This is a genomic window from Peptoniphilus sp. BV3AC2 (genome assembly GCF_000478945.1).
GTDB lineage: Bacteria > Bacillota > Clostridia > Tissierellales > Peptoniphilaceae > Peptoniphilus_B > Peptoniphilus_B duerdenii.
This window is the reverse complement of the sequence record NZ_AWXD01000034.1, coordinates 77,944-97,725: the sequence shown is the minus strand read 5'-3', so window position 1 is coordinate 97,725 and position 19,782 is coordinate 77,944. Positions and strand designations below refer to the sequence as shown.

The following is a 19,782-nucleotide window of genomic DNA, read 5'->3' as shown; positions in this document are numbered from 1 at the left end:
TATAAAAAGTGAGGCGGATATCTTTTATGAATTAATAAATACTAAATAGTATCCCTTTAAGGCTTTTAAATCTTCAGTACTAAAAGCACCGTCTTTTGGATAGCCTTCATACCAAGTAACTTCACCTCTATAGGTTACTTCTACTGTTCCATTGACATAAAAGTTGTCATAGTCTATGCATATCGCATGGAGAGTTCCTTTTACCTGTCCGTCATCATAGTCGATGGCTCCTGGATAGTCAAAGTCCTTTCCATATGTTTTCTTGATTTGCTCAAACCTTTTGTACTCACCGTTAACTACATATATGTCGCCTTTTGATTTGTCGTTTTTGATAGATTTACTATCAAATTCTCTTGCATCAATATTTAAACTTGTAGTAATTAATGAAAGCATTATTAGAAGAGCAAATACTACTTTTCTAAATTTCATAATTACCTCCATATGGTAAATAAATAAAGTATCCGCCTCAAATTAAGTATACCACAAAAAAAGACCATGGTAATTTGATAAAATTTACTATTGCAATTTATCACGAAGAGGCGTAAAATTAATAAAAATGTCAAGAATATAAGGAGGATATTATGGAAAAATCATATTCAAGTTCCAAATCATTAGAAATTACAAAATCTATTAAAAAAGTAACTCTAGCTTTGCAACATATGATTGCAATGTTTGGTGCTACTGTTTTGGTTCCCCTTTTAACAGGGTTCAATGTTTCAACTTCACTGATGTGCGCAGGGATAGGTACTCTTATTTTTCACTTTTGTACGAAAAAGAAGGTACCTGTTTTTTTAGGTTCATCTTTCGCTTTTATACCAGTTATTCAGTCTGTCGCTAAATCCTATGGTTCTTTGGCATACGCTCAAGGTGGGATCGTCGTGGCAGGCTTTATTTATGTAATCCTATCTTTATTCATTAAAAGGATTGGGGTTAAGAGAATTACAAAATATTTTCCAGCACAAGTGGTTGGTCCAATGGTTATAGTTATAGGTTTTAATCTTCTACCTACTGCAGTTTCTATGGCAAGCTCAAACTTCACAGTTTCAATAGTAACCTTTACCGCATGCATCCTATTAAGCAATTTTACAAAAGGTTTTACAAAACAACTTGCGATTATAATTTCTGTAACTGTTGGATATCTTCTAAGTTTAAAACTTGGAATCGTAGACCTTGCTCCTCTTAAGAGTGCAGAATTTTTAAATCTTCCTCCAATCACTCTTCCTAAGTTCAGCCTTGGTGCAATCTTTACCATTGCTCCAGTTGTCATAGCTGTATTTATGGAACATATTGGAGATATCACAACCAATTCTCAAGTAGTTGGAGAAAACTTTATGGAAGATCCAGGACTTAATAGAACTCTACTTGGTGATGGACTTGCAACTGTCATGGCGGGGATGATCGGTGGACCGGCAAACACAACCTACGGAGAAAACACAGGTGTACTTGCCCTTACAAAAAATTATGATCCATCTATTTTAAGACTTGCCGCAGTATTTGCAATAATTCTCGGCTGCGTCGGATATATAGGAGGATTCTTACAAACTATTCCTACCGCAGTCATGGGTGGTATATCAGTTATACTCTTCTCAATGATTGCCCTTGTAGGTTTCAAAACCATAAAGAATTCAAAAATGGAATATAATTTAAAAAATATAATCACCATGGCAACTATTATAATAATCGGACTTGGACCAAATGCGGGACTTAATATAGGAATAAAAATAACTGACATGGTAAGCCTATCAGGACTATCACTCGCAGCGATTGTAGGAATTTTGATAAACGTAATATTTACTCTTTATGAAAATAAAATAGAAAAAGAAACAATGTGAAATTAATTTTCACAAAAGTATTCAAAAACGCCTCCTTTAGTATATAATTATTAAAAGGAGGTTTTTTTATGAAGGAAAACAACGAAGGCTTCAGCTCGATAGTCGGTTTTATAATGGTGGCTATTGGTCTTGCCCTAGGAATCGGATCTCTCTGGAGATTTCCATACGTAGTTGGAGAAAATGGTGGAGCCATATTCATATTTATGTATATAGCAATAATACTTGTAATAGGAATTCCACTTATGACCGCAGAGGTAACTATCGGATTTAAAACCCAAAGGACTGCCATAGATGCATACAAAACTCTAAGTCCAAAAACAAAATGGTACTACGCAGGATATCTACATACATTAGCAGCGATACTAATAGTTGGATATACATCACCAATCTACGCTTGGATTTTAAAATATATTTCTCTATCCTTAACTGGAGGATTCACAGGTCTTAATAAGGATATGATAGTGAGTCTATTTAATGATTTCAACGCAGATAAGAATATGGTCTACCTATTCTTTATGATAAATTTAGTTCTAAATGCTGTGGTAATTATATTTGGAATTCAAAACGGAATCGAAAGACTATCCAAGATACTTATGCCAATATTATTTGCAATAATGGCTGTAATAATATTCTATGCAATAAGTCTTGATACCAGTGGAGAAGGATTAAGATTTCTATTTACACCAGACCCAAGCAAATTTTCAATTAAATCAGTAATCACATGCCTAGGTCAGGCGTTCTTTGCACTGGGACTTGCGATGCTCGGCTCCATGGTATTTGGATCATATATAAAACAAAAAGATGAAAATATATTTAAAACTTCTACTATTATATGTAGTGCCTTAGTCCTTGCAGGAATATTCGCAGGAATGATGATACTACCAATAGTATTTGCAACAGGACTTACACCGGGAGAAGGAGTTTCACTTACATTTTTAACTCTACCAAATGCATTTAATGTAATTCCATATGGAAATGTACTTGCAATACTATTCTACTTCGGATTTTATATAGCAGCATTTACATCTTCAGTAGGAGTACTAGAAGCAGTGACAGGACAATTTAGTGAAAAGTTTAATATTTCTAGAAAAAAAGCTCTCCTTATAGCATTTATAATCGTAGCAGCAATCGCATATGTATCAGTTAATAACGATGCATTCTTTAACTTTATAGACAATGTAGAATCAAACTACATCTTAGTAATAGGAGTACTCTTAATAGCAATCTTCACAGGATATGTTTGGGGAATAGAAGAAGCGATGGACGCTGCAAATATAAAGAATAAATTTATAAGAACCTGGATGAAAGTAAGTATAAAATATATCTCACCAGTAGTTATAATAGTAATCTTTATAAGTCAATTTATAAAATTTTAAATTAAAATCAATCGGCATTAAGATGTGCCGATTTTTTTATGAAATCGTTGTAAAAACTTATAAAATAAATTAAACTTTAAAAATTCTAAAAAAATAATAAAATAAAATATTTTTATTCTAAAGACCTGTAATTGATTAAAATAGCGAAAGATAGTATGAAAAAATTACTTAAAAACAAAAACTGCAAAAAAATTATGAAAACCTTTTACTTTATCGTTGAAAATTTAACATGATAAAGGTATAATTAAGTTATCTTAATAATAAGGAGGAAGACATGGAAGACAAATTATTAGCAATAGTAAAATCTATTAATGGAGTGCTTTGGGGCGTTCCAATGATGGTAATCCTCGTAGGATGCGGTATTTTTTATACACTAGCATTAAGAGGAATCCAAGTAAGAGACTTTGGATTAGCATTTAAGAAAGCTTTTTCCGGCTTCAGTTTAAAAGGAAAAAAAGCTGGCGCTGACGGAATGAGTTCTTTCCAATCACTAGCAACAGCAATCGCAGGACAAGTTGGTACTGGTAACTTAACAGGATCAGCAACAGCTATTATTTCAGGGGGACCTGGAGCAATATTCTGGATGTGGATCAGTGCTTTCTTCGGAATGGCAACAATATTCGCAGAAGCAGTACTAGGACAAAAGTACAAAGTTGTTAAAGACGGACAAGTAACTGGTGGACCAGCTTACTACCTAAGAAATGGTATCCATTCAAAAGTACTAGCAGCACTATTTGCAATATTTATTACAATAGCACTAGGACTAGTAGGTAACCTTGTACAAGCTAACTCAATAGGACAAGCATTCTCAAGCGTTATTAACGTTCCTACATGGGTAGTTGGACTTGTAATAGTAGTAATCTCTGGATTTATCTTCATCGGTGGAGTTGGTAGAATCGCATCTGTAACAGAAAAAATAGTTCCAGTAATGGCATTCTTCTACATACTAGGTGGACTTATCATCCTTATTAAAAACGGCGGAGCGACAGCAGACGCATTTAGACAAATCTTTGTAGGAGCATTCAATCCTCAAGCTGTACTAGGTGGAGCTGCAGGGGTTACAGTACGTCAAGCAGTTAGATACGGGGTTGCACGTGGACTATTCTCTAACGAAGCTGGTATGGGTTCAACACCACATGCTCACGCAATAGCAAAAGTTAACCATCCATGTGACCAAGGTCTAGTAGCAATCGTAGGTGTATTTATAGATACATTCGTAGTTCTTACAATCAATGCACTAGTTATAATAGCAACTGGCGCAAACCAAATCGACGGACTAAAAGGAATCAAAGTTACACAAAAAGCATTTGAACTAGGAATAGGACATATAGGTGTAGCATTTATAGCAGTAGCATTATTCTTCTTTGCATTCTCAACTATCATCGGATGGTACTTCTATGGAGAAGCAAACGTAAGATACCTATTTGGTAAAAGCGGAATAGGAGCATACAGAATACTAGCACTAGTATTTATATTCTTAGGAACTATGTTCGAAGTAGACCTAGTTTGGGAACTTGCAGATATGTTTAACGCAATGATGGTAATCCCTAACGTAATCGGGGTAATCGGACTTTACAAAGTAGTTCAATCTACACTTAACGAATATCAAACATTAAAACTAGATGTAAATCCAAACGCATAAAAATTAAATTAAAGAAAAGCTTCAGAGAAATCTGGAGCTTTTTTTTAATTGGAAATGCTATCTGGATAGCATCAAAAATAAAAGCTCAAAGTCGATCAAGATTACAGAAACTCTAAAATTCTAAACCACGTCGACCTATAAATCGCAACTCGCTACGCTCAAACAGTGCGATTTATAGCCGGTCTCCTTAGGTTTGAATTTTGACGAGTTTCTTTCAGACGGATCTCCTTTTGAGCATTTTATTTTATAGAAATATGAATCAGAAATAAGGATTTTACTAAATAGGTCATAGGGAAAGTTTTGTATTTGTTTTTAGAGAAAACTTATAAAATAATTATCTTTGTAGCGGAAGCAATCTGCTTCCATCAGCCTTGATATTAAATTAATTTAACTTGGCCGTTAGGCGTAAAACAACAAAAATTTATATGCACGCCCATATAATTCTTACTAACAATCTTAGTACAGATAAAACCTATACCACCACAAGTGATTTTTGCTTTCGGCGTTAAGAAATTTTCCACTGTCTGAGCGTAGCGAGTTTGGAAAATTTTAGCCGAATAAAAAAATCACTACCAAAACCTCCTAATGCGAGGTGGGAAGAGGGAGCTCGAGGGAGAAGGGAGGAAACTGCGAGTCTCGAAGAGAAAACCGTAGGTTTTTTCGAGAGACGTTAATTCCCTCCCTCTCCCTCGTAAAAGAAAATTGGAAGGAGAAAGAATAAGGTTTGGTTATTCATAAGATATTTATATATTTTTATTTTATTTCCCATGCTCTACGTAGAGCATGAATAAATTAAAACAAACAAAAAAAAGCGGCTCAGCCGCTTAAATTTTTATATCTATTTACTTTCATTTATTGCATCGATTATTGCGTTTCTAAATCCGCCGCGTTCTAATGCGTGGACTCCCTTGATGGTGAGACCTCCTGGGGTGGTGGATTTTCCTTTTAATTTTCCGAGTTCCTCCACGTCGCCTAGTATTACGTCGCAGCATCCTCTTACGGTGCGAGTCATCAAATCTGTGGCGAGGTTTCTTTCCATTCCTCTTAGTACTGCTCCGTCTGCTGCTGCTTCCATAAACATGTAGAAGTATGCTGGAAGACATCCTGCCATGACAGATAGAAGCATGGTGTCTTCTTCTTTTAAGTCGTAAACTTTTCCCAAGACTTCAAATGTTTTAATAACTTCTCTATACTCTTCTTCGTTTAGATTTACATTTGTTGCGCCCATTACACCGTCGTTTATGGCAACCGGTGTATTTGGAATAAGAATCATAAATTTGTCATGAAGCTTATTTAGTTCCTTAGATCCTATCTGAGGCGCTACGGAGATAAATATCTTGCCAGATTTTTCTTCTTTTACTGATTTTAAAATCTCTGGGTAGGATGTGTGTGGCGTTGCAAGAACGATGACGTCGCTATCTCTTACGATTTCTTTTAAATCTTCATAGACTCTTATATTTTCACCGCTAAATTTATTCTTTCTTCTATTGTAAACGGACACTGGGCCTCTATTTGCAAGTCCAATTGCCAAGGCTTTGCCCATGTGACCTAGACCAACTACTGCTACTTTCATTTGTCACCTACTTTATAAAATAATTTAGTACGATTCCTAGCACTGCACCCATGCCTATGAGTTTTAGAAGGTCTACCTTTTTATAATATAGAACTAGACCTAGGACGAAGCACACCGCTGCGGGGATGCTGATATTTGTAAGACCATATCCATTTGGAAATACAGACTGAGAAAATAGTGATATGGCAGTGATTAATATAAGTGATACCACTCCAGCCTTGATTCCATTTAACATCCAGTCGAGAAGCTTAAAGGTTTTTTTCTTGGAAAATAAAAAGTATCCAAGTATCATCATAAGTATAAATTGAAATGTGACAACTCCTGCTGTGGCGAATATGCTGCCGATTATGCCTCCCACCTTTTGTCCTACAAAGGTCGCGGAATTTATTGCAATAGGTCCTGGAGTCATCTGAGAAATGGAGATTAGATCCAAGAACTCTTGAGGATTCATCCAACCATTTTGTTTTACTACGAATTCATTTATAAGTGGAATGACTGCGTATCCTCCGCCGAATGCCATCATTCCAATCTTTAAAAATATGAGGTAAAGTTTTAAAATCATTTTCTACTCCCTATTCCAAAGACTATTATTCCTGATAGTGCTGAAAATATAATTAAATAAACTGTGTCCACCTTTGTAAACATGCCCAAAAGGAATATTATCGCCATGACTACCGATGAAAACAAAGGATGTTTCTTGTAGGCTGTCTTGCCCATTCTAAGGACGGTTATAAATAGTACGGCGGAGATGATGCCGCTTATGCCAAGAAGGGCGGATGAGATGAAGAAATTTTCTTTAAATTCTGTGTAGAATTTCGCCACCAAGGATAGGGTTATTAAACATGGAAGGGTGGATGCTACTAGTGCCACCACTGCTCCCACAGGACCACATACTTTGTATCCGGTAAGTATTGATGTGGAGATTGCCATAGCGCCAGGACCACCCTGTGCCAAGGCGACTATATCAAGCATATCATCTTCAGAGATGGCTTCCAGTTCTTCTACAAAGACGTCCTTTACTATTGGAACGATGGTGTAGCCGCCGCCGAAGGTAAGTGCATTTATTTTAAAAAATGTAAGAAATAATTTAATTAAGCTAATTTTCTTCATATAACACCTCATTTAAAATTATAACATAGCAAAATTATAAAAATAACTTGGGTTTAATAGTTAAATGAGATTATATTAGATCTAAATAATCTCCGTATCCTTCCTTTTCCATATCTTCCTTCTTTATAAAACGAAGACTCGCACCATTTATACAGTATCTAAGTCCGCCTGAGAGAATCGGACCATCTGGAAACACATGACCTAGGTGAGAGTTAGCTTCTTTGGATCTAACTTCTGTCCTTCTCATTCCGTATCTTTCGTCTAGGACTTCTTCAAGTTCTACGCCTTTTGCAGGCTTGGTAAAAGATGGCCAGCCGCAACCTGCATTGAATTTGTCCTTTGAGGAGAATAGCACTTCTCCAGAGACGATGTCCACATAGATTCCGTCGCGAAACTCGTCGTTAAGTGGTGAGGTAAAAGGTCTTTCAGTGCCATTATTTTGAGTAACCTTGTAGGATACTTCGTCTAAATTTTCTATTTCTTTTGTAAAATCTTTTTTCATAAATCCTCCAGATTATTATTAATATATTTATTTAATAACATTTCAATAAAAAAGACAACCTTTATGGTTGTCAGTCATTTATTATTTTATTTTCTATAAAAGTTTTAAAATCTTCCTTGGTCATTTCACCACTTGCAAGCTCCTTAAATGCCAAGATATGTTCATCTACGAATTCTTCTGCATCTTTTAAAATTCTGTCTTCACTATTTAGACTTATGTTAAAAGGAATTGATTGCTCTCTTATCGCCTGTCTTAAAAATATATTTACTGCACTTGATAGATTGAGTCCAAGTTCATTGAATAATTTATCTGCCTCATTCTTTAAATCTGAATCTACCCTTATACTTATAGTTGTACTTGACATAGTATCCCCCCCCTTAAATATATTATAGCATTTTCTATTACAGCGTCAATACACGGTAACACAAAACACTTTAAGAGTTCATGTCTTCAAACTTGGATAAGTCATGATATAATATTAATAATAATATTGGAGGTTACTATGAAAAATAATAATAAATCTAATAAATCTTTAGAAAAAATAAATAAAGAAAAAGAAAATTCGAGAAAGAGCAACCTGACCTTCGGTGTGATTTCCATACTTATTCCGATAGGTGCAGAGTTTTACTTCGGCAAGAGCCCTTATATGGAAAGTACGACTCTTATGATGATTTTGTGGATGTTTGTAAACTATATGTTTTTAACTACCACCTACCAACTCATTGCAAACTACACGCCGATCATGACTCTAAAGGGTCTTACCATGAGAAAGACGAGGTTAAATTTAAATCTTCTCACCTACTACGCAGCGATTGTGTTTTTTAACGCATACTTTCTCTACAATCTATACACAAGGGACAATGTAATCATCTCAAGGCTTGCAAATCCAATACTTATGGTGATGGTACTACTAACATTTTTTATAAATCTATACAGCGGAATCTTTCCAAAGATTACGAAGAAGGACAATGTGACCCTCTATGATGTAAGTGACAAGCTTCCATTTAGAAATGGTCGTGAAAAGGTGGATGTCCTTGCTGGGATTTATGAAGGTGGCCTTGTGGTTGGGATAAATAAATTTAGATTTTCTACGATTAATAATATTTTTGAAGATAAGGATACCTTGGTCATCCGTGGAAAGGACGAAGAGGGCGCTTACAGGGTAAATATTTCCGCTCCAAAGACCAAGTACATGATGAAAAACTATATAAGAGCAGCAGAAGAGTTGAAACTTCTTTCTAGGGACGTTATAAATATTTCTTACGAAGATCTATAATCTTTACATGAGTTTTACACAAAATATATGTTTGTAAAATTGTGGATAATGTGGATAAGATTGGGGATAAGGTAATTACAGCGTTTATAACTGTTGATAAAAAATGTGGATGGATTTTAAAATAATTTTAAAAGTCCATCCACTTTTCATATGCGCTATCTAGCTTATTTACTAAGTTTTCTCGCTCAATGCTAAGTTTATTTATAGTTTCAAAATCTCCATCAAGACTTGCATTTGAGAGGTCTTCATCGATTGTGGATAATTTATTTTCGATTTCCACAATTTGATCTTCCAACTCTTTAAATTCTTTCTCACGCTTTCTTTTTTCTTCTCTTTTCTGTCTCTCTTCTTTTTTTATTTGCGCTCTTTCTGTTTTGGAAATATATACTTCTTCTTCCTCTTCTTCTGCGGTGGTCTTTTCCAAGAAGTAATCGTAGCCGCCTAAGTATTCCGTCACTTTATCTTCTTCCATGTAGAGAAGTTTGTTTATTACATGGTTTAGAAAATATCTGTCGTGGGAGATTGCAAGGATTGTGCCTTCATATTGAAGGAGCGCATCCTCAAGGGCTTCCTTCGAATCTATGTCTAAATGGTTCGTCGGTTCGTCAAGAAGTAAAAAGTTGGAGCCTTTTAAAATTATTTTTAAAATGGCAACCCTCGCCTTTTCTCCACCAGAAAGTTCCCTAATGGTCTTTAGAATATCATCGTCTATAAAGAGAAACTGTGCCAAGTATTTTCTGATTTCTGAATATTTTAATTTTGGATATTCGTCCCATATTTCGTCTAGCACTGTGTTGTCTAGGTCGAGATCTCTCATCTCTTGGTCAAAATATCCGATGTCCACATTGGTTCCAATCTTAAATTCGCCGCCGAAATCTTTTATTTTGCCAGTTATTATTTTAAAGATTGTGGACTTACCGATTCCATTTGGTCCCGTTAGACCGACTTTGTCGCCTTTTTGTACATTGAAAGAAATGTTTTTAAAGATTTCTCTATCGTAGGTTTTAGATAGATTTTCTACGCTTAGCACTTCTCTACCTGAGACTCTCTCCACAGGAAATTTGATATCCACCACTTGATTTTCTTCTGGAGCCTCGATCCTCTTAACCTTGTCGAGCATCTTTTGCCTGCTCTTGCCCTGTCTTATAAATCTTGCACGACCAAGTCCCAGGTATCTTTCGATGATCTGTTCTTGTCTTTTTATTTCTTTCTGTTGATTTTCGTACTGACTTTTTCTAATTTCAAGCTGTTTCTTTCTCTCTTTTGCGTAGTATTCGTAGTTTCCATTAAAGGTTGTAAGTTTTAGTTCATCTAGAAGCACGATTTTATTTACGATATTATTTAGAAAATATCTGTCGTGGGAGATGATTATAACAGCTTTTTTATAATCTCTTAGGGCTCTTTCCAAGAAATTTATAGATTCAATATCGAGATGGTTCGTCGGTTCATCTAGAAGTAAAAGATCCGGATTTTTAAGGATTAAATTCGCAAGGGAAAGTCTAGATTTTTGTCCTCCTGAAAGTTCAGAAATCTTTTTGTCGAACTCATCTTCAGAAAAGCCAAGCCCTATTAAAGTGCCTCTAATCTTAGATCCTACACTGTATCCATCAAGCTTTTGGTACTGATCACTTATCTTTTGGTACTCTTCCATTACATCGGATAGTTTCTCCTCGTCGTGCATCTCACCTTCAAGCTCGCGAAGTCTTCTCTCAAGGGCGAACACCTCTTCGAAATTTTCTTCTGCACTTTCGTAGATACTCTTTGTTAAATCCTCGAAGGGATTTTGTTTTAAATATCCAATGGTTAAATCCTTGGTCTTTATAATAGTCCCGTCGTCATAGGAAATTTTATCCGTAATTATATTAAATAATGTGGTCTTGCCGGTTCCGTTATTTCCGATGAGACCCACCTTATCATTATCTTCTACTATTAGAGATGCTCCGTCAAAGATCACTCTTTCAATAAATGATTTTTTTAAATTTGAAATATTAAGTATTGCCATATTGCACCTCAGATAAATATTAACACATTTTTTCTATCTATTAAAGCGTTTGAATTTGTGAAGAGATAAAACTATTTTAGTAAATGAAAGCTTTTATAAAACAAGAATTTTTGTTATAATAATAACATAATGAGGAGGCGAATATGGAAAAGAGAATATCGGAGTCGGTAATCAGAAGACTTCCAATCTATCACAGATACTTAACAGAATTAATCGACGATAGAATTGAGAGAATATCTTCTTCCGAACTTTCAAAATTAACCGGTTTTACTGCTTCCCAAATCAGACAGGACCTAAATAACTTTGGAGGGTTTGGCCAACAAGGTTATGGATACAATACACAGGCGTTGAGAGATCAAATAGATAAGATACTAGGAATAGATAAGGTATATACTGCAGTTTTAATCGGTGTTGGACATTTAGGAACTGCCATCGCAAGCTATCAAGGATTCTCAGATTCTGGATTTACTATAAAGGCTTTATTTGATACAGGAGAAAAAGTTGGTTCTGAAGTTGATGGGATGGAGATAAAACCATATAAAGAACTAGAAAATTACTTAGAAAAACATCCAATAGACATAGGAATTGTTGCCGTTCCAAAAGATGTTGCCCAAGATGTAGTAGACAGACTTTTGAAACATGGAATAAAAGGAATATGGAACTTTGCTCCTTTGGATATAACCACAGATAAGGCAGTAGTTGAAAATGTAAGACTAAAAGATTCACTATTAACACTTGGATATTATTTAAAAAACAAATAAAGATTTAAACGAAAATTAAGAAGGCTTCGGTCTTCTTTTTTTGTTATAACTTAATGTAGGTTGAAAAGGAAGTTACAAAAAACTTAAAAATAAGTTACAATTACCCGCAATTTATCTCAAAATTTAAATAGTAATATATAATAATTTTAGATAGATGCTAGATAAAAATACATAAAATAGGAGGAAGTATGAAAAAATCTATTTTAATTTTAATGGCAGCCATCATGGTAGTATTTACCGCTTGTAGCAAGTCAGATACGAAAACAAGCGAAGTAGATAAAACTTATCCGCCAATGGTTAAAGTCGATGGAACTACCTATACGGACACAGGTTATGAAAACGCAATGGTCACCTGTGGAACTGCTGATGGAGAGATAAAGACCTCAGTTGATGGTAAGAGTATGCCAGAAAACAACGATGAATCTAACTTCGGCACTGGATACGGCTACCAAGTTTGGGAAAAGGGATATATCAATGTAGAGATAGAAGGTAGATGGATTCTATTTAGAGATGTTGAACTAAAAGATGATGGACAAATTCCAAAATGGGTTGCTCATTTCACAGCTAAAGTTATAAATACAGAAGAAGATTCGATTATGGTAGAAGCGACAGAAATTGAAGATGGATTTTATTTCAAAGATCTACTTACTAAACCGATATCTCTATCCATAGAAAATTTAAAAAATGAAAAGGACGGCAAAACTACCACAGAAGGCCTAGAAGGCAAAACTGTTGAAGTCTACTTCGGGGGAGAAATTAAAAATACTGAGCCGGAAAGCTCCGTTCCTATAAATCTAGAAAAGATTTATAGAATAGAAGTAAAATAATTAAACGAAAAACTAAGAAGACTTCGGTCTTCTTTTTTAATTTAAAAGCGACGTCCTTTAAAGCGGCGCCAAAGATTATAAAATAGTGATTTTCTTAGTGAAAGTTTTAGATTTTAATGGTAAAATCATGCTATGGAAACAATTTTTACATCTGATGAAACAATTTTAAAAAATATAGATTCATTTGAACCAGAGCACATCTTTAAATGTGGTCAAGCCTTCCGCTGGGACGAGTTGGAGGACGGTTCATTTATAAATGTGGCATTTAACAGAGTCTTTCGAGTGTATAGAGATGGAGATGACATCCATCTAGAAGGAGTGGACGAGGAATTTTACAACGCTCACCTGGTGGATTATTTTGATTTAAATAGATCCTATTTAGATATAAAGGCTCATCTTTCTAAGGATGAAACTCTAAAGGAAGCCATGCTCTACGGCGAAGGAATTAGAATCCTAAACCAAGAGCCTTTTGAAACCATAATCACATTTATAATTTCTGCAAATAATAATATTAAGAGAATTAAAAATTCCATTAGGGACATAAGCAGAATGTATGGGAAGAAGATAGAAAATCCATATGGAGAATACTACGCTTTTCCAACTGTAGAAGCTCTTTCCAAGGCTGATCCAAAGGATCTTCGTGAGTTTGCAAAGGTTGGTTTTAGAGACGAAAGAATCGTAAAGGCTTCTCAAATGATTTTAAATGGAGAAGTTGAAATCGAACCTCTCTTTACCATGGATTTGGAACTTGCACGAGAAGAACTGATGAAACTTCCTGGAGTCGGTCCAAAGGTCTGCGACTGCATCCTACTCTTTGCATTTAAAAGGAGCGAATCATTCCCTGTGGATGTGTGGATCAAAAGAGTTATGGAAGAATTATATTTTAAAAAGGAAGTTAAGAAGTCTGAAGTGGCGATACTCGGTAGAGAGTATTTTGGAAAATCTGCAGGCTTTGCGCAACAGTACCTATTCTTCTATGGAAGAGATAATAAATTGGGGGTTAAGTGATGAAGGGACTTATTATAAACCTTGTGGCAATATTAATAGGCGGTCTTTCCGGCAACTTTGTAGGTTCAAGACTTAGCTCTAAGTACAAAGACCAAATCATGTCAGGGCTATCTCTTTCAATCTTTGTGGTAGGTATGGAATCTGCCCTAAAGGGAGAAAATTTTATCCAAATAATCCTTGCCATGGTCATAGGACTTGCCATAGGAACCTACTTAGATATAGAAAAGAGAATTGAATCCCTTGGAAATAAAATTCAAAAGGTTGTAAGCAAAAAAGAAGGAGACTCAACCTTCGTGGAAGGATTTGTAAGTGGTTCACTTATTCTATGTGTAGGATCTCTTACCATCATCGGAGCATTAAACGCAGGACTTATGGGAGATAACTCACTTCTTATAACCAAATCTGTATTCGACGGGATAACCGCATTTATTCTAGCGAGCACACTAGGAGTTGGAGTTATGTTTTCCGGAGTGCCACTTATGATTTATGAAGGAGGAATATTCTTCCTAGCAAGATACTTAAAAGATTTCTTCACACCTGCGATTATGGCAAACATAAACGGTGTTGGAGGGATACTAATCCTTGCAATTGGGCTTACCATGTTAAGGATAAGAGATTTTAAAAGTGCAAATATGATTCCTGCTATATTTCTTGGAATTTTATTCGGAGCAATATGGGGATAAGAATATAACCAGGCGAAAGTCTGGTTTTTTGTTGTAAAAATTTATATGTTTTTCGTAAATAATAAAAAATAATAGGAGGATAATTTCTCTTGATTTTGGTATTTAAAAATAAAAAGAAGCATCAGAAAATGGTTGAAAAAATATAGATTTATACACCCGAAATTTCACAAAATTTTCTATATATGTGGTAATATTTTGATTAGAGAGAAATAAATTGAAAGTGGATAAGTATGTAGGAGGTAATGATGAATATACTTATTGTTGGAAGCGGCGGAAGAGAGTACGCTCTTGGACACAATATTCTAAAAGGACATAAGGACAGAAAACTCTATTTTGCACCGGGCAATGGAGGCACCTTAAACCTTGGAGAAAATACTGGTATAAAAGTAGATGATATAGATGGACTATTAAAATTTGCATTAGAAAATAATATTGACTACACAGTTGTCGGTCCAGAACTTCCTCTTACTTTGGGAATCGTAGATAAGTTTGAAGAAAATGGAAAGATGATCTTCGGACCAAAAGAACTCCCATCCAAATTTGAAGCAAGTAAATCATATACAAAGAAATTTTTAGAAAAATATAATATAGCAACTGCAAAATATGGCGAATTTGACGACGAAAAGAGCGCCTATGAGTTTGCAGAAAAACTACTTACAAGAGATGGAAAAGTCGTACTTAAGGCGGATGGTTTAGCTGCAGGCAAAGGAGTGTTCATTGCCGAAGATAAATCCCATGCACAATCATTCTTAAAAGATGTATTTAACGGAGTCTACGGTGACAAAAAAGTGGTGGTGGAAGAATTCTTAGAAGGATTTGAAATGAGTTTAATCTGCCTAACTGACACGAAGACCATCCTTCCTCTACCAACTTCTCGCGATCACAAGAGAGCCTATACTGGAGAAATCGGACCTAACACCGGCGGCATGGGAACCTACGCACCGAATTTAATGGCAGAATCTTTTATGCCTAGAATAAAAGAAGAAATTTTAAATCCGATTTTAAAAGGACTTCAAAAAGAAAATATGGATTACAGAGGAGCTCTCTTTATCGGACTTATGATTACCGATGAAAAGATCGAAGTACTAGAATTTAATGTGAGATTCGGCGACCCAGAAACCCAAGTAATCCTAGAACTTATAGATAATGACCTACTAGAACTTCTTCAAAAAACTTCCGAAGGAAAATTAGACGAAGTAGATTTAAAAGTAAATAATAAAAAGGCACTTTGCCTAGTCCTTGCAAGTGGCGGTTATCCAGGCTCCTACGAAAATGGCAAAGAAATCCACATTGGACCTACCAAGAGTAGTATCTACTACTGCGGAACAAAACTTGAAGACGGAGTTCAAAAGACCAGTGGCGGTAGAGTTTTAAACCTCGTTTACTCTGGAGATGATTTCGACGAAGTAATAGAAACAGTTTACTCCGATGTAAAAGAAGTTTCATTTGAAAATATGGAATATAGAAAGGACATCGGTCCTAGAGTTAAGAGGGTCTACGTTGCGAAGAAGGATGAATTTGACCACGAATCCAAAGGAATCCAAAGTGAAATCGAAAATTCTCTTGGAATAAAACTAGAAGGACTAAAGGTTTACAATAGGTACGACCTTGAAATGTCAAAGGAAGGCATCGAAAAGATTCTCTACACCATTCTTAGCGAAAAAGTCGTAGACGATGCGTATTTCGAAGATGCTATGGAACTTCAAAGCAAGATGGAAGATACCATTGCTGTGGCATACCTTCCAGGTCAATTCGACCAAAGGGAACAAGGAATCCTAGACACTGTAAGTTTAGTTACAGATGAAAAAATCGCGGCTAAATGTGCAAAAGTCTATGAAATAAAAGGAGCAACCAAGGAAGAACTAAAGAAAATTGAAAAATTCTTGGTAAACCCTGTGGACTCTCACAGAGTTGAGCTTCTAAACATCCCTACAACCCTTAAAAAAGAACTTAAGACCACAGACAAGAACGAAACCTATGAAGGATTTATAAATTTCAGCGAAGAAGAATTAGAAAACTTCCTAGAAGAAAAATCTCTTGCGATGAATCTTGACGATTTAAAATGTATAAGAGATTATTTCAAATCTGAAAATAGAGATCCGAGCGAAACTGAAATCAGAATCCTCGACACATATTGGTCAGACCACTGCAGACACACCACTTTCAACACATTTTTAGATATTAATTTTGACGAAAAGACAGAGCTTGATAGAATAATTAAAAATTCCTTCGACGAATATATAAAGATAAGAGAAGAACTAAAGATTGAAAAACCGATAAACCTAATGAGTTTTGGAACAATTCTATCCAAGTATCTAAGAGCCAAAGGAAGACTAGAAGATCTAGAAGTTTCAAGCGAGATCAACGCCTGCTCCGTAAAGATTAAGACTAGAATCGACATTGGTGGCAAGGAAGAACTAAGGGATTACCTCCTTATGTTCAAAAATGAAACCCACAACCATCCAACAGAAATAGAACCATTTGGTGGTGCATCAACCTGTCTCGGCGGAGCAATTCGTGACCCACTAAGCGGAAGAAGTTACGTCTACCAAGCAATGAGAATAACCGGAGCCGCTGATCCAAGGGATAAAAATACTATGGCGGGTAAACTTCCTCAAAAGAAGATAACCACAGAAGCAGCCCACGGATACTCTTCCTACGGAAATCAAATCGGACTAGCAACAGGACTCGTTGACGAAATCTACCATCCAGGCTATGTTGCCAAGAGAATGGAAACTGGAGCTGTAATAGCTGCAGCACCAATGGAAAATGTGGTAAGACTAGAACCAGAAGCGGGAGATGTGGTAGTTCTACTCGGAGGCAAAACTGGAAGAGATGGTATCGGCGGAGCGACAGGCTCATCAAAATCCCACAGCACCACTTCAATCGTTACAGAATCTGCCCAAGTGCAAAAAGGAAATGCACCGGAAGAAAGGAAGATTCAAAGACTATTTAGACGTGAAGAAGCGACAAGACTTATCAAAAAATGTAACGACTTCGGCGCAGGCGGAGTAAGCGTCGCAGTTGGAGAACTTCACGACGGCGTGGATATATTCCTAGAAAATGTTCCACTTAAGTACGAAGGATTAATTCCAATGGAAATCGCAATTTCCGAATCACAAGAGAGAATGGCGGTAGTTCTAAGTAAGAACGATGTAGAAGAGTTTGAGAAATACGCCCACGAAGAAAATCTAGATACAAATATTGTTGCAAACATCACAGACACCAACAGGATGAGGATGTACTACAAGGACAAAATCGTCGCAGATCTTTGCTACGACTTCATAAATACAAACGGTGCAAGTAGGCATATGAATGTTGAAGTTACTTCTGAAAACTTCCCTAAAACTTTAAAATCAAATGATAAAGATCCAAAGAATTTAAATAAATATCTTGGAGATTTAAATATAACTTCCAAGAGAAATTTAATCGAACTATTTGACTCCTCAGTTGGAAGAAGAACCGTACTTCATCCGCTTGGTGGAAAAGAAAGCATAAACCCAGTAGATGCAATGGTTGCCCTAGTGCCAACCCTAGAAGGAAAATCCAAGACCGCATCTATTATGAGTTACGGATTTAACCCATACCTAAGCGAAGAAAGTAACTACCTCGGCGGTTACTATGCGGTGGTTGAATCCCTTTCAAAGATCGTTGCAGCAGGAGGAAAAACAGACAAAGTTAGACTTTCATTCCAAGAATTCTACGAAAAATTAACAGACGAAAAATCTTGGTCAAAGCCACTTAAATCACTACTAGGAGCATTTGAAGTATCATCATTTTTCGAAACTCCACCGATTGGCGGCAAGGACTCCATGAGCGGAACCTTTGAACATATAAGCGTGCCACCGACACTTATTTCATTTGCAGTGACCACAGAAGACGTGGAAAATATCGTGAGCCCAGAATTTAAAAATGAAGGTAAGATCGGTTTAATCGACATCGACTACGATGAAAATGGAACCCTAGATCTAAATAGATTAAAATCAAACTACGAAAAGATCTACGAAGAAATTAGAAGTAAAAATATTATTTCTATAAAGGTTTGTAGCAAGGGAATTCTGCCAACTATTTATGAAATGGCTGTTGGAAACACAGGGTTTGATGTTAAGCTAGAAGATTTATACACCAATAAATTTGCAAGCTTCGTCGTAGAATTTAAAGAAGATAGAGAATTTATAAAAGAAATCGGTAAGTTCCAAGAAGAAATCACAGTTAACGGCGAAAAATTAAATTCTAAAGATTTAAAAGATGCCTACCTACACACTCTTGATTCAGTCTTCAAAGGAGCAATAGAAGAAAAACCTGCTAAGATTGAAAATAAAAAGGTGGAAAGAAGACTTAAATCCAAGAATAAAGTTACTAAGGTAAATGCGCTTGTCCTTGCATTCTTAGGTACAAATAGTGAATATGACACTAGAAAAGCCCTTGAAGACGCAGGAGCAGAAGCGAAGATCGTCTTATTTAAAAATAGAAATGAAGAAGAAATTAAAAAATCCATAGACGAATTTGCTAAGGAAATTAGAAAAGCAAACATCCTTGCAGTTCCTGGAGGATTTTCAATGGGAGACGAACCGGACGGCTCTGGTAAGTTCATCGCAAATGTTCTAAGAAATGAAAAGATAAGAGAATCCATAGAATATATGCTAGAAGAAAACGACGGACTTATAGTCGGCATTTGCAACGGATTCCAAGCCCTTATAAAGACCGGACTTCTTCCATATGGAAAGATCAAAGAGATAGAAGAAGACGATCCAACCTTGACCTTCAATAACTCATCTCGACATATAGCAAGATTTGTAAGTACAAATATGCTAACCAAGAACGGACCATGGTTAAGTAAACTTAAAAAGGACAGCTACAAGATTCCAATCTCCCATGGAGAAGGAAGATTCATAGTAAATGAAGAAAAATTAAGAGAACTTCTAGAAAATGAACAGGTTGTAGCCCAATACGAAGTAGTTCCAAACGGATCCTACTACGGAATAGAAGCCATAATGTCAAAGGATGGAAAGATCCTAGGTAAGATGGGTCACTCAGAAAGAGTTACAGACGATCTTTACAAAAATATCGATTCAGATATCCAAGAAATATTTGAAAGCGGCGTAAGCTACTTCAAAGAAAAATAAATAAATTAGTAATAAGAGGTGCGCGAGTCGCACCTTTTTTAATGAAAAAATTATGTAGAAAATA

Annotated in this window: 16 protein-coding genes; 9 read left to right on the top strand and 7 right to left on the bottom strand. The window is 35.8% G+C overall.

The genetic code is table 11. The features are described from left to right. Window positions 1-24: 24 nt before the first annotated feature. On the bottom strand, window positions 25-429 hold the full coding sequence (locus tag HMPREF1252_RS08975; protein ID WP_023060352.1) for a hypothetical protein: 405 nt from the start codon (window positions 427-429) through the stop codon (window positions 25-27). A 152-nt stretch (window positions 430-581) separates the two neighbouring features. Here HMPREF1252_RS08975 and HMPREF1252_RS08970 point away from each other — a divergent pair, with 152 nt between their 5' ends. The 3 genes from HMPREF1252_RS08970 (at window position 582) to HMPREF1252_RS08960 (ending at window position 4,850) form a co-directional block, all read left to right on the top strand. Beyond that, on the top strand, window positions 582-1,832 hold the full coding sequence (locus HMPREF1252_RS08970) for a uracil-xanthine permease family protein (RefSeq protein ID WP_023060254.1): 1,251 nt from the start codon (window positions 582-584) through the stop codon (window positions 1,830-1,832). 68 nt (window positions 1,833-1,900) lie between these two features. Then, complete coding sequence (locus HMPREF1252_RS08965; protein ID WP_023060301.1) at window positions 1,901-3,208, top strand: sodium-dependent transporter; 1,308 nt, start codon at window positions 1,901-1,903, stop codon at window positions 3,206-3,208. Between the two features lie 274 nt (window positions 3,209-3,482). After that, window positions 3,483-4,850: a sodium:alanine symporter family protein gene (locus HMPREF1252_RS08960; protein WP_023060338.1), complete on the top strand. Its 1,368-nt coding sequence runs from the start codon at window positions 3,483-3,485 to the stop codon at window positions 4,848-4,850. A gap of 838 nt (window positions 4,851-5,688) precedes the next feature. Here HMPREF1252_RS08960 and HMPREF1252_RS08955 read toward each other — a convergent pair. The 5 genes from HMPREF1252_RS08955 to HMPREF1252_RS09655 form a co-directional block, all read right to left on the bottom strand. Continuing rightward, complete coding sequence (locus HMPREF1252_RS08955) at window positions 5,689-6,423, bottom strand: pyrroline-5-carboxylate reductase (RefSeq protein ID WP_023060269.1); 735 nt, start codon at window positions 6,421-6,423, stop codon at window positions 5,689-5,691. A gap of 7 nt (window positions 6,424-6,430) precedes the next feature. Continuing rightward, window positions 6,431-6,985, bottom strand: coding sequence for a chromate transporter (locus HMPREF1252_RS08950; RefSeq protein WP_023060354.1), 555 nt, complete (start codon window positions 6,983-6,985; stop codon window positions 6,431-6,433). Beyond that, window positions 6,982-7,533 (bottom strand): chromate transporter, encoded by a 552-nt coding sequence (locus HMPREF1252_RS08945; protein ID WP_023060308.1) that lies wholly within the window; start codon window positions 7,531-7,533, stop codon window positions 6,982-6,984. Before HMPREF1252_RS08945 ends, HMPREF1252_RS08950 begins: the two co-directional genes overlap by 4 nt. A 70-nt stretch (window positions 7,534-7,603) precedes the next feature. Then, a complete protein-coding gene (gene msrB / locus HMPREF1252_RS08940; RefSeq protein ID WP_023060328.1) occupies window positions 7,604-8,035 on the bottom strand; it encodes a peptide-methionine (R)-S-oxide reductase MsrB in 432 nt (143 codons plus the stop codon). A 70-nt stretch (window positions 8,036-8,105) separates the two neighbouring features. Further along, window positions 8,106-8,399 (bottom strand): type II toxin-antitoxin system RelB/DinJ family antitoxin, encoded by a 294-nt coding sequence (locus HMPREF1252_RS09655; protein ID WP_023060262.1) that lies wholly within the window; start codon window positions 8,397-8,399, stop codon window positions 8,106-8,108. 138 nt (window positions 8,400-8,537) lie between these two features. Here HMPREF1252_RS09655 and HMPREF1252_RS08930 point away from each other — a divergent pair, with 138 nt between their 5' ends. After that, entirely contained in the window at window positions 8,538-9,311 is a 774-nt protein-coding gene (locus HMPREF1252_RS08930) for a hypothetical protein (RefSeq protein ID WP_023060259.1), read from the top strand. A 127-nt stretch (window positions 9,312-9,438) separates the two neighbouring features. Here the strand turns inward: HMPREF1252_RS08930 and HMPREF1252_RS08925 are convergent, their stop codons facing one another. After that, window positions 9,439-11,313, bottom strand: a complete 1,875-nt coding sequence (locus HMPREF1252_RS08925; RefSeq protein ID WP_023060333.1) for an ABC-F family ATP-binding cassette domain-containing protein — start codon at window positions 11,311-11,313, stop codon at window positions 9,439-9,441. 143 nt (window positions 11,314-11,456) lie between these two features. On the opposite strand from HMPREF1252_RS08925, the gene HMPREF1252_RS08920 reads away from it, so the two are divergent. From HMPREF1252_RS08920 to HMPREF1252_RS08900, 5 genes are all read left to right on the top strand, one after another. After that, window positions 11,457-12,074 (top strand): redox-sensing transcriptional repressor Rex, encoded by a 618-nt coding sequence (locus HMPREF1252_RS08920; RefSeq protein ID WP_023060256.1) that lies wholly within the window; start codon window positions 11,457-11,459, stop codon window positions 12,072-12,074. 188 nt (window positions 12,075-12,262) lie between these two features. Then, on the top strand, window positions 12,263-12,901 hold the full coding sequence (locus HMPREF1252_RS08915; RefSeq protein ID WP_023060289.1) for a hypothetical protein: 639 nt from the start codon (window positions 12,263-12,265) through the stop codon (window positions 12,899-12,901). A 132-nt stretch (window positions 12,902-13,033) separates the two neighbouring features. Further along, a complete protein-coding gene (locus HMPREF1252_RS08910) occupies window positions 13,034-13,909 on the top strand; it encodes a DNA-3-methyladenine glycosylase (RefSeq protein WP_023060319.1) in 876 nt (291 codons plus the stop codon). Next, window positions 13,909-14,592 carry a DUF554 domain-containing protein gene (locus HMPREF1252_RS08905; protein ID WP_023060335.1) on the top strand — a complete coding sequence of 228 codons (684 nt, stop codon included), beginning with the start codon at window positions 13,909-13,911 and terminating at the stop codon, window positions 14,590-14,592. The genes HMPREF1252_RS08910 and HMPREF1252_RS08905 overlap by 1 nt, the downstream gene beginning before the upstream one ends. Window positions 14,593-14,837: 245 nt before the next feature. Beyond that, window positions 14,838-19,718, top strand: coding sequence for a phosphoribosylformylglycinamidine synthase (locus HMPREF1252_RS08900; RefSeq protein WP_023060264.1), 4,881 nt, complete (start codon window positions 14,838-14,840; stop codon window positions 19,716-19,718). Window positions 19,719-19,782: the final 64 nt, after the last annotated feature.

Coding starts and splice junctions, on each gene's coding strand:
- HMPREF1252_RS08900 (WP_023060264.1), top strand. CDS start 14,838: ATGAATATACTTATTGTTGGAAGCGGCGGAAGAGAGTACGCTCTTGGA.
- HMPREF1252_RS08910 (WP_023060319.1), top strand. CDS start 13,034: ATGGAAACAATTTTTACATCTGATGAAACAATTTTAAAAAATATAGAT.
- HMPREF1252_RS08970 (WP_023060254.1), top strand. CDS start 582: ATGGAAAAATCATATTCAAGTTCCAAATCATTAGAAATTACAAAATCT.
- HMPREF1252_RS08975 (WP_023060352.1), bottom strand. CDS start 429: ATGAAATTTAGAAAAGTAGTATTTGCTCTTCTAATAATGCTTTCATTA.
- HMPREF1252_RS08965 (WP_023060301.1), top strand. CDS start 1,901: ATGAAGGAAAACAACGAAGGCTTCAGCTCGATAGTCGGTTTTATAATG.
- HMPREF1252_RS08945 (WP_023060308.1), bottom strand. CDS start 7,533: ATGAAGAAAATTAGCTTAATTAAATTATTTCTTACATTTTTTAAAATA.
- HMPREF1252_RS08915 (WP_023060289.1), top strand. CDS start 12,263: ATGAAAAAATCTATTTTAATTTTAATGGCAGCCATCATGGTAGTATTT.
- HMPREF1252_RS08925 (WP_023060333.1), bottom strand. CDS start 11,313: ATGGCAATACTTAATATTTCAAATTTAAAAAAATCATTTATTGAAAGA.
- HMPREF1252_RS08950 (WP_023060354.1), bottom strand. CDS start 6,985: ATGATTTTAAAACTTTACCTCATATTTTTAAAGATTGGAATGATGGCA.
- msrB (WP_023060328.1), bottom strand. CDS start 8,035: ATGAAAAAAGATTTTACAAAAGAAATAGAAAATTTAGACGAAGTATCC.
- HMPREF1252_RS09655 (WP_023060262.1), bottom strand. CDS start 8,399: ATGTCAAGTACAACTATAAGTATAAGGGTAGATTCAGATTTAAAGAAT.
- HMPREF1252_RS08955 (WP_023060269.1), bottom strand. CDS start 6,423: ATGAAAGTAGCAGTAGTTGGTCTAGGTCACATGGGCAAAGCCTTGGCA.
- HMPREF1252_RS08930 (WP_023060259.1), top strand. CDS start 8,538: ATGAAAAATAATAATAAATCTAATAAATCTTTAGAAAAAATAAATAAA.
- HMPREF1252_RS08920 (WP_023060256.1), top strand. CDS start 11,457: ATGGAAAAGAGAATATCGGAGTCGGTAATCAGAAGACTTCCAATCTAT.
- HMPREF1252_RS08960 (WP_023060338.1), top strand. CDS start 3,483: ATGGAAGACAAATTATTAGCAATAGTAAAATCTATTAATGGAGTGCTT.
- HMPREF1252_RS08905 (WP_023060335.1), top strand. CDS start 13,909: ATGAAGGGACTTATTATAAACCTTGTGGCAATATTAATAGGCGGTCTT.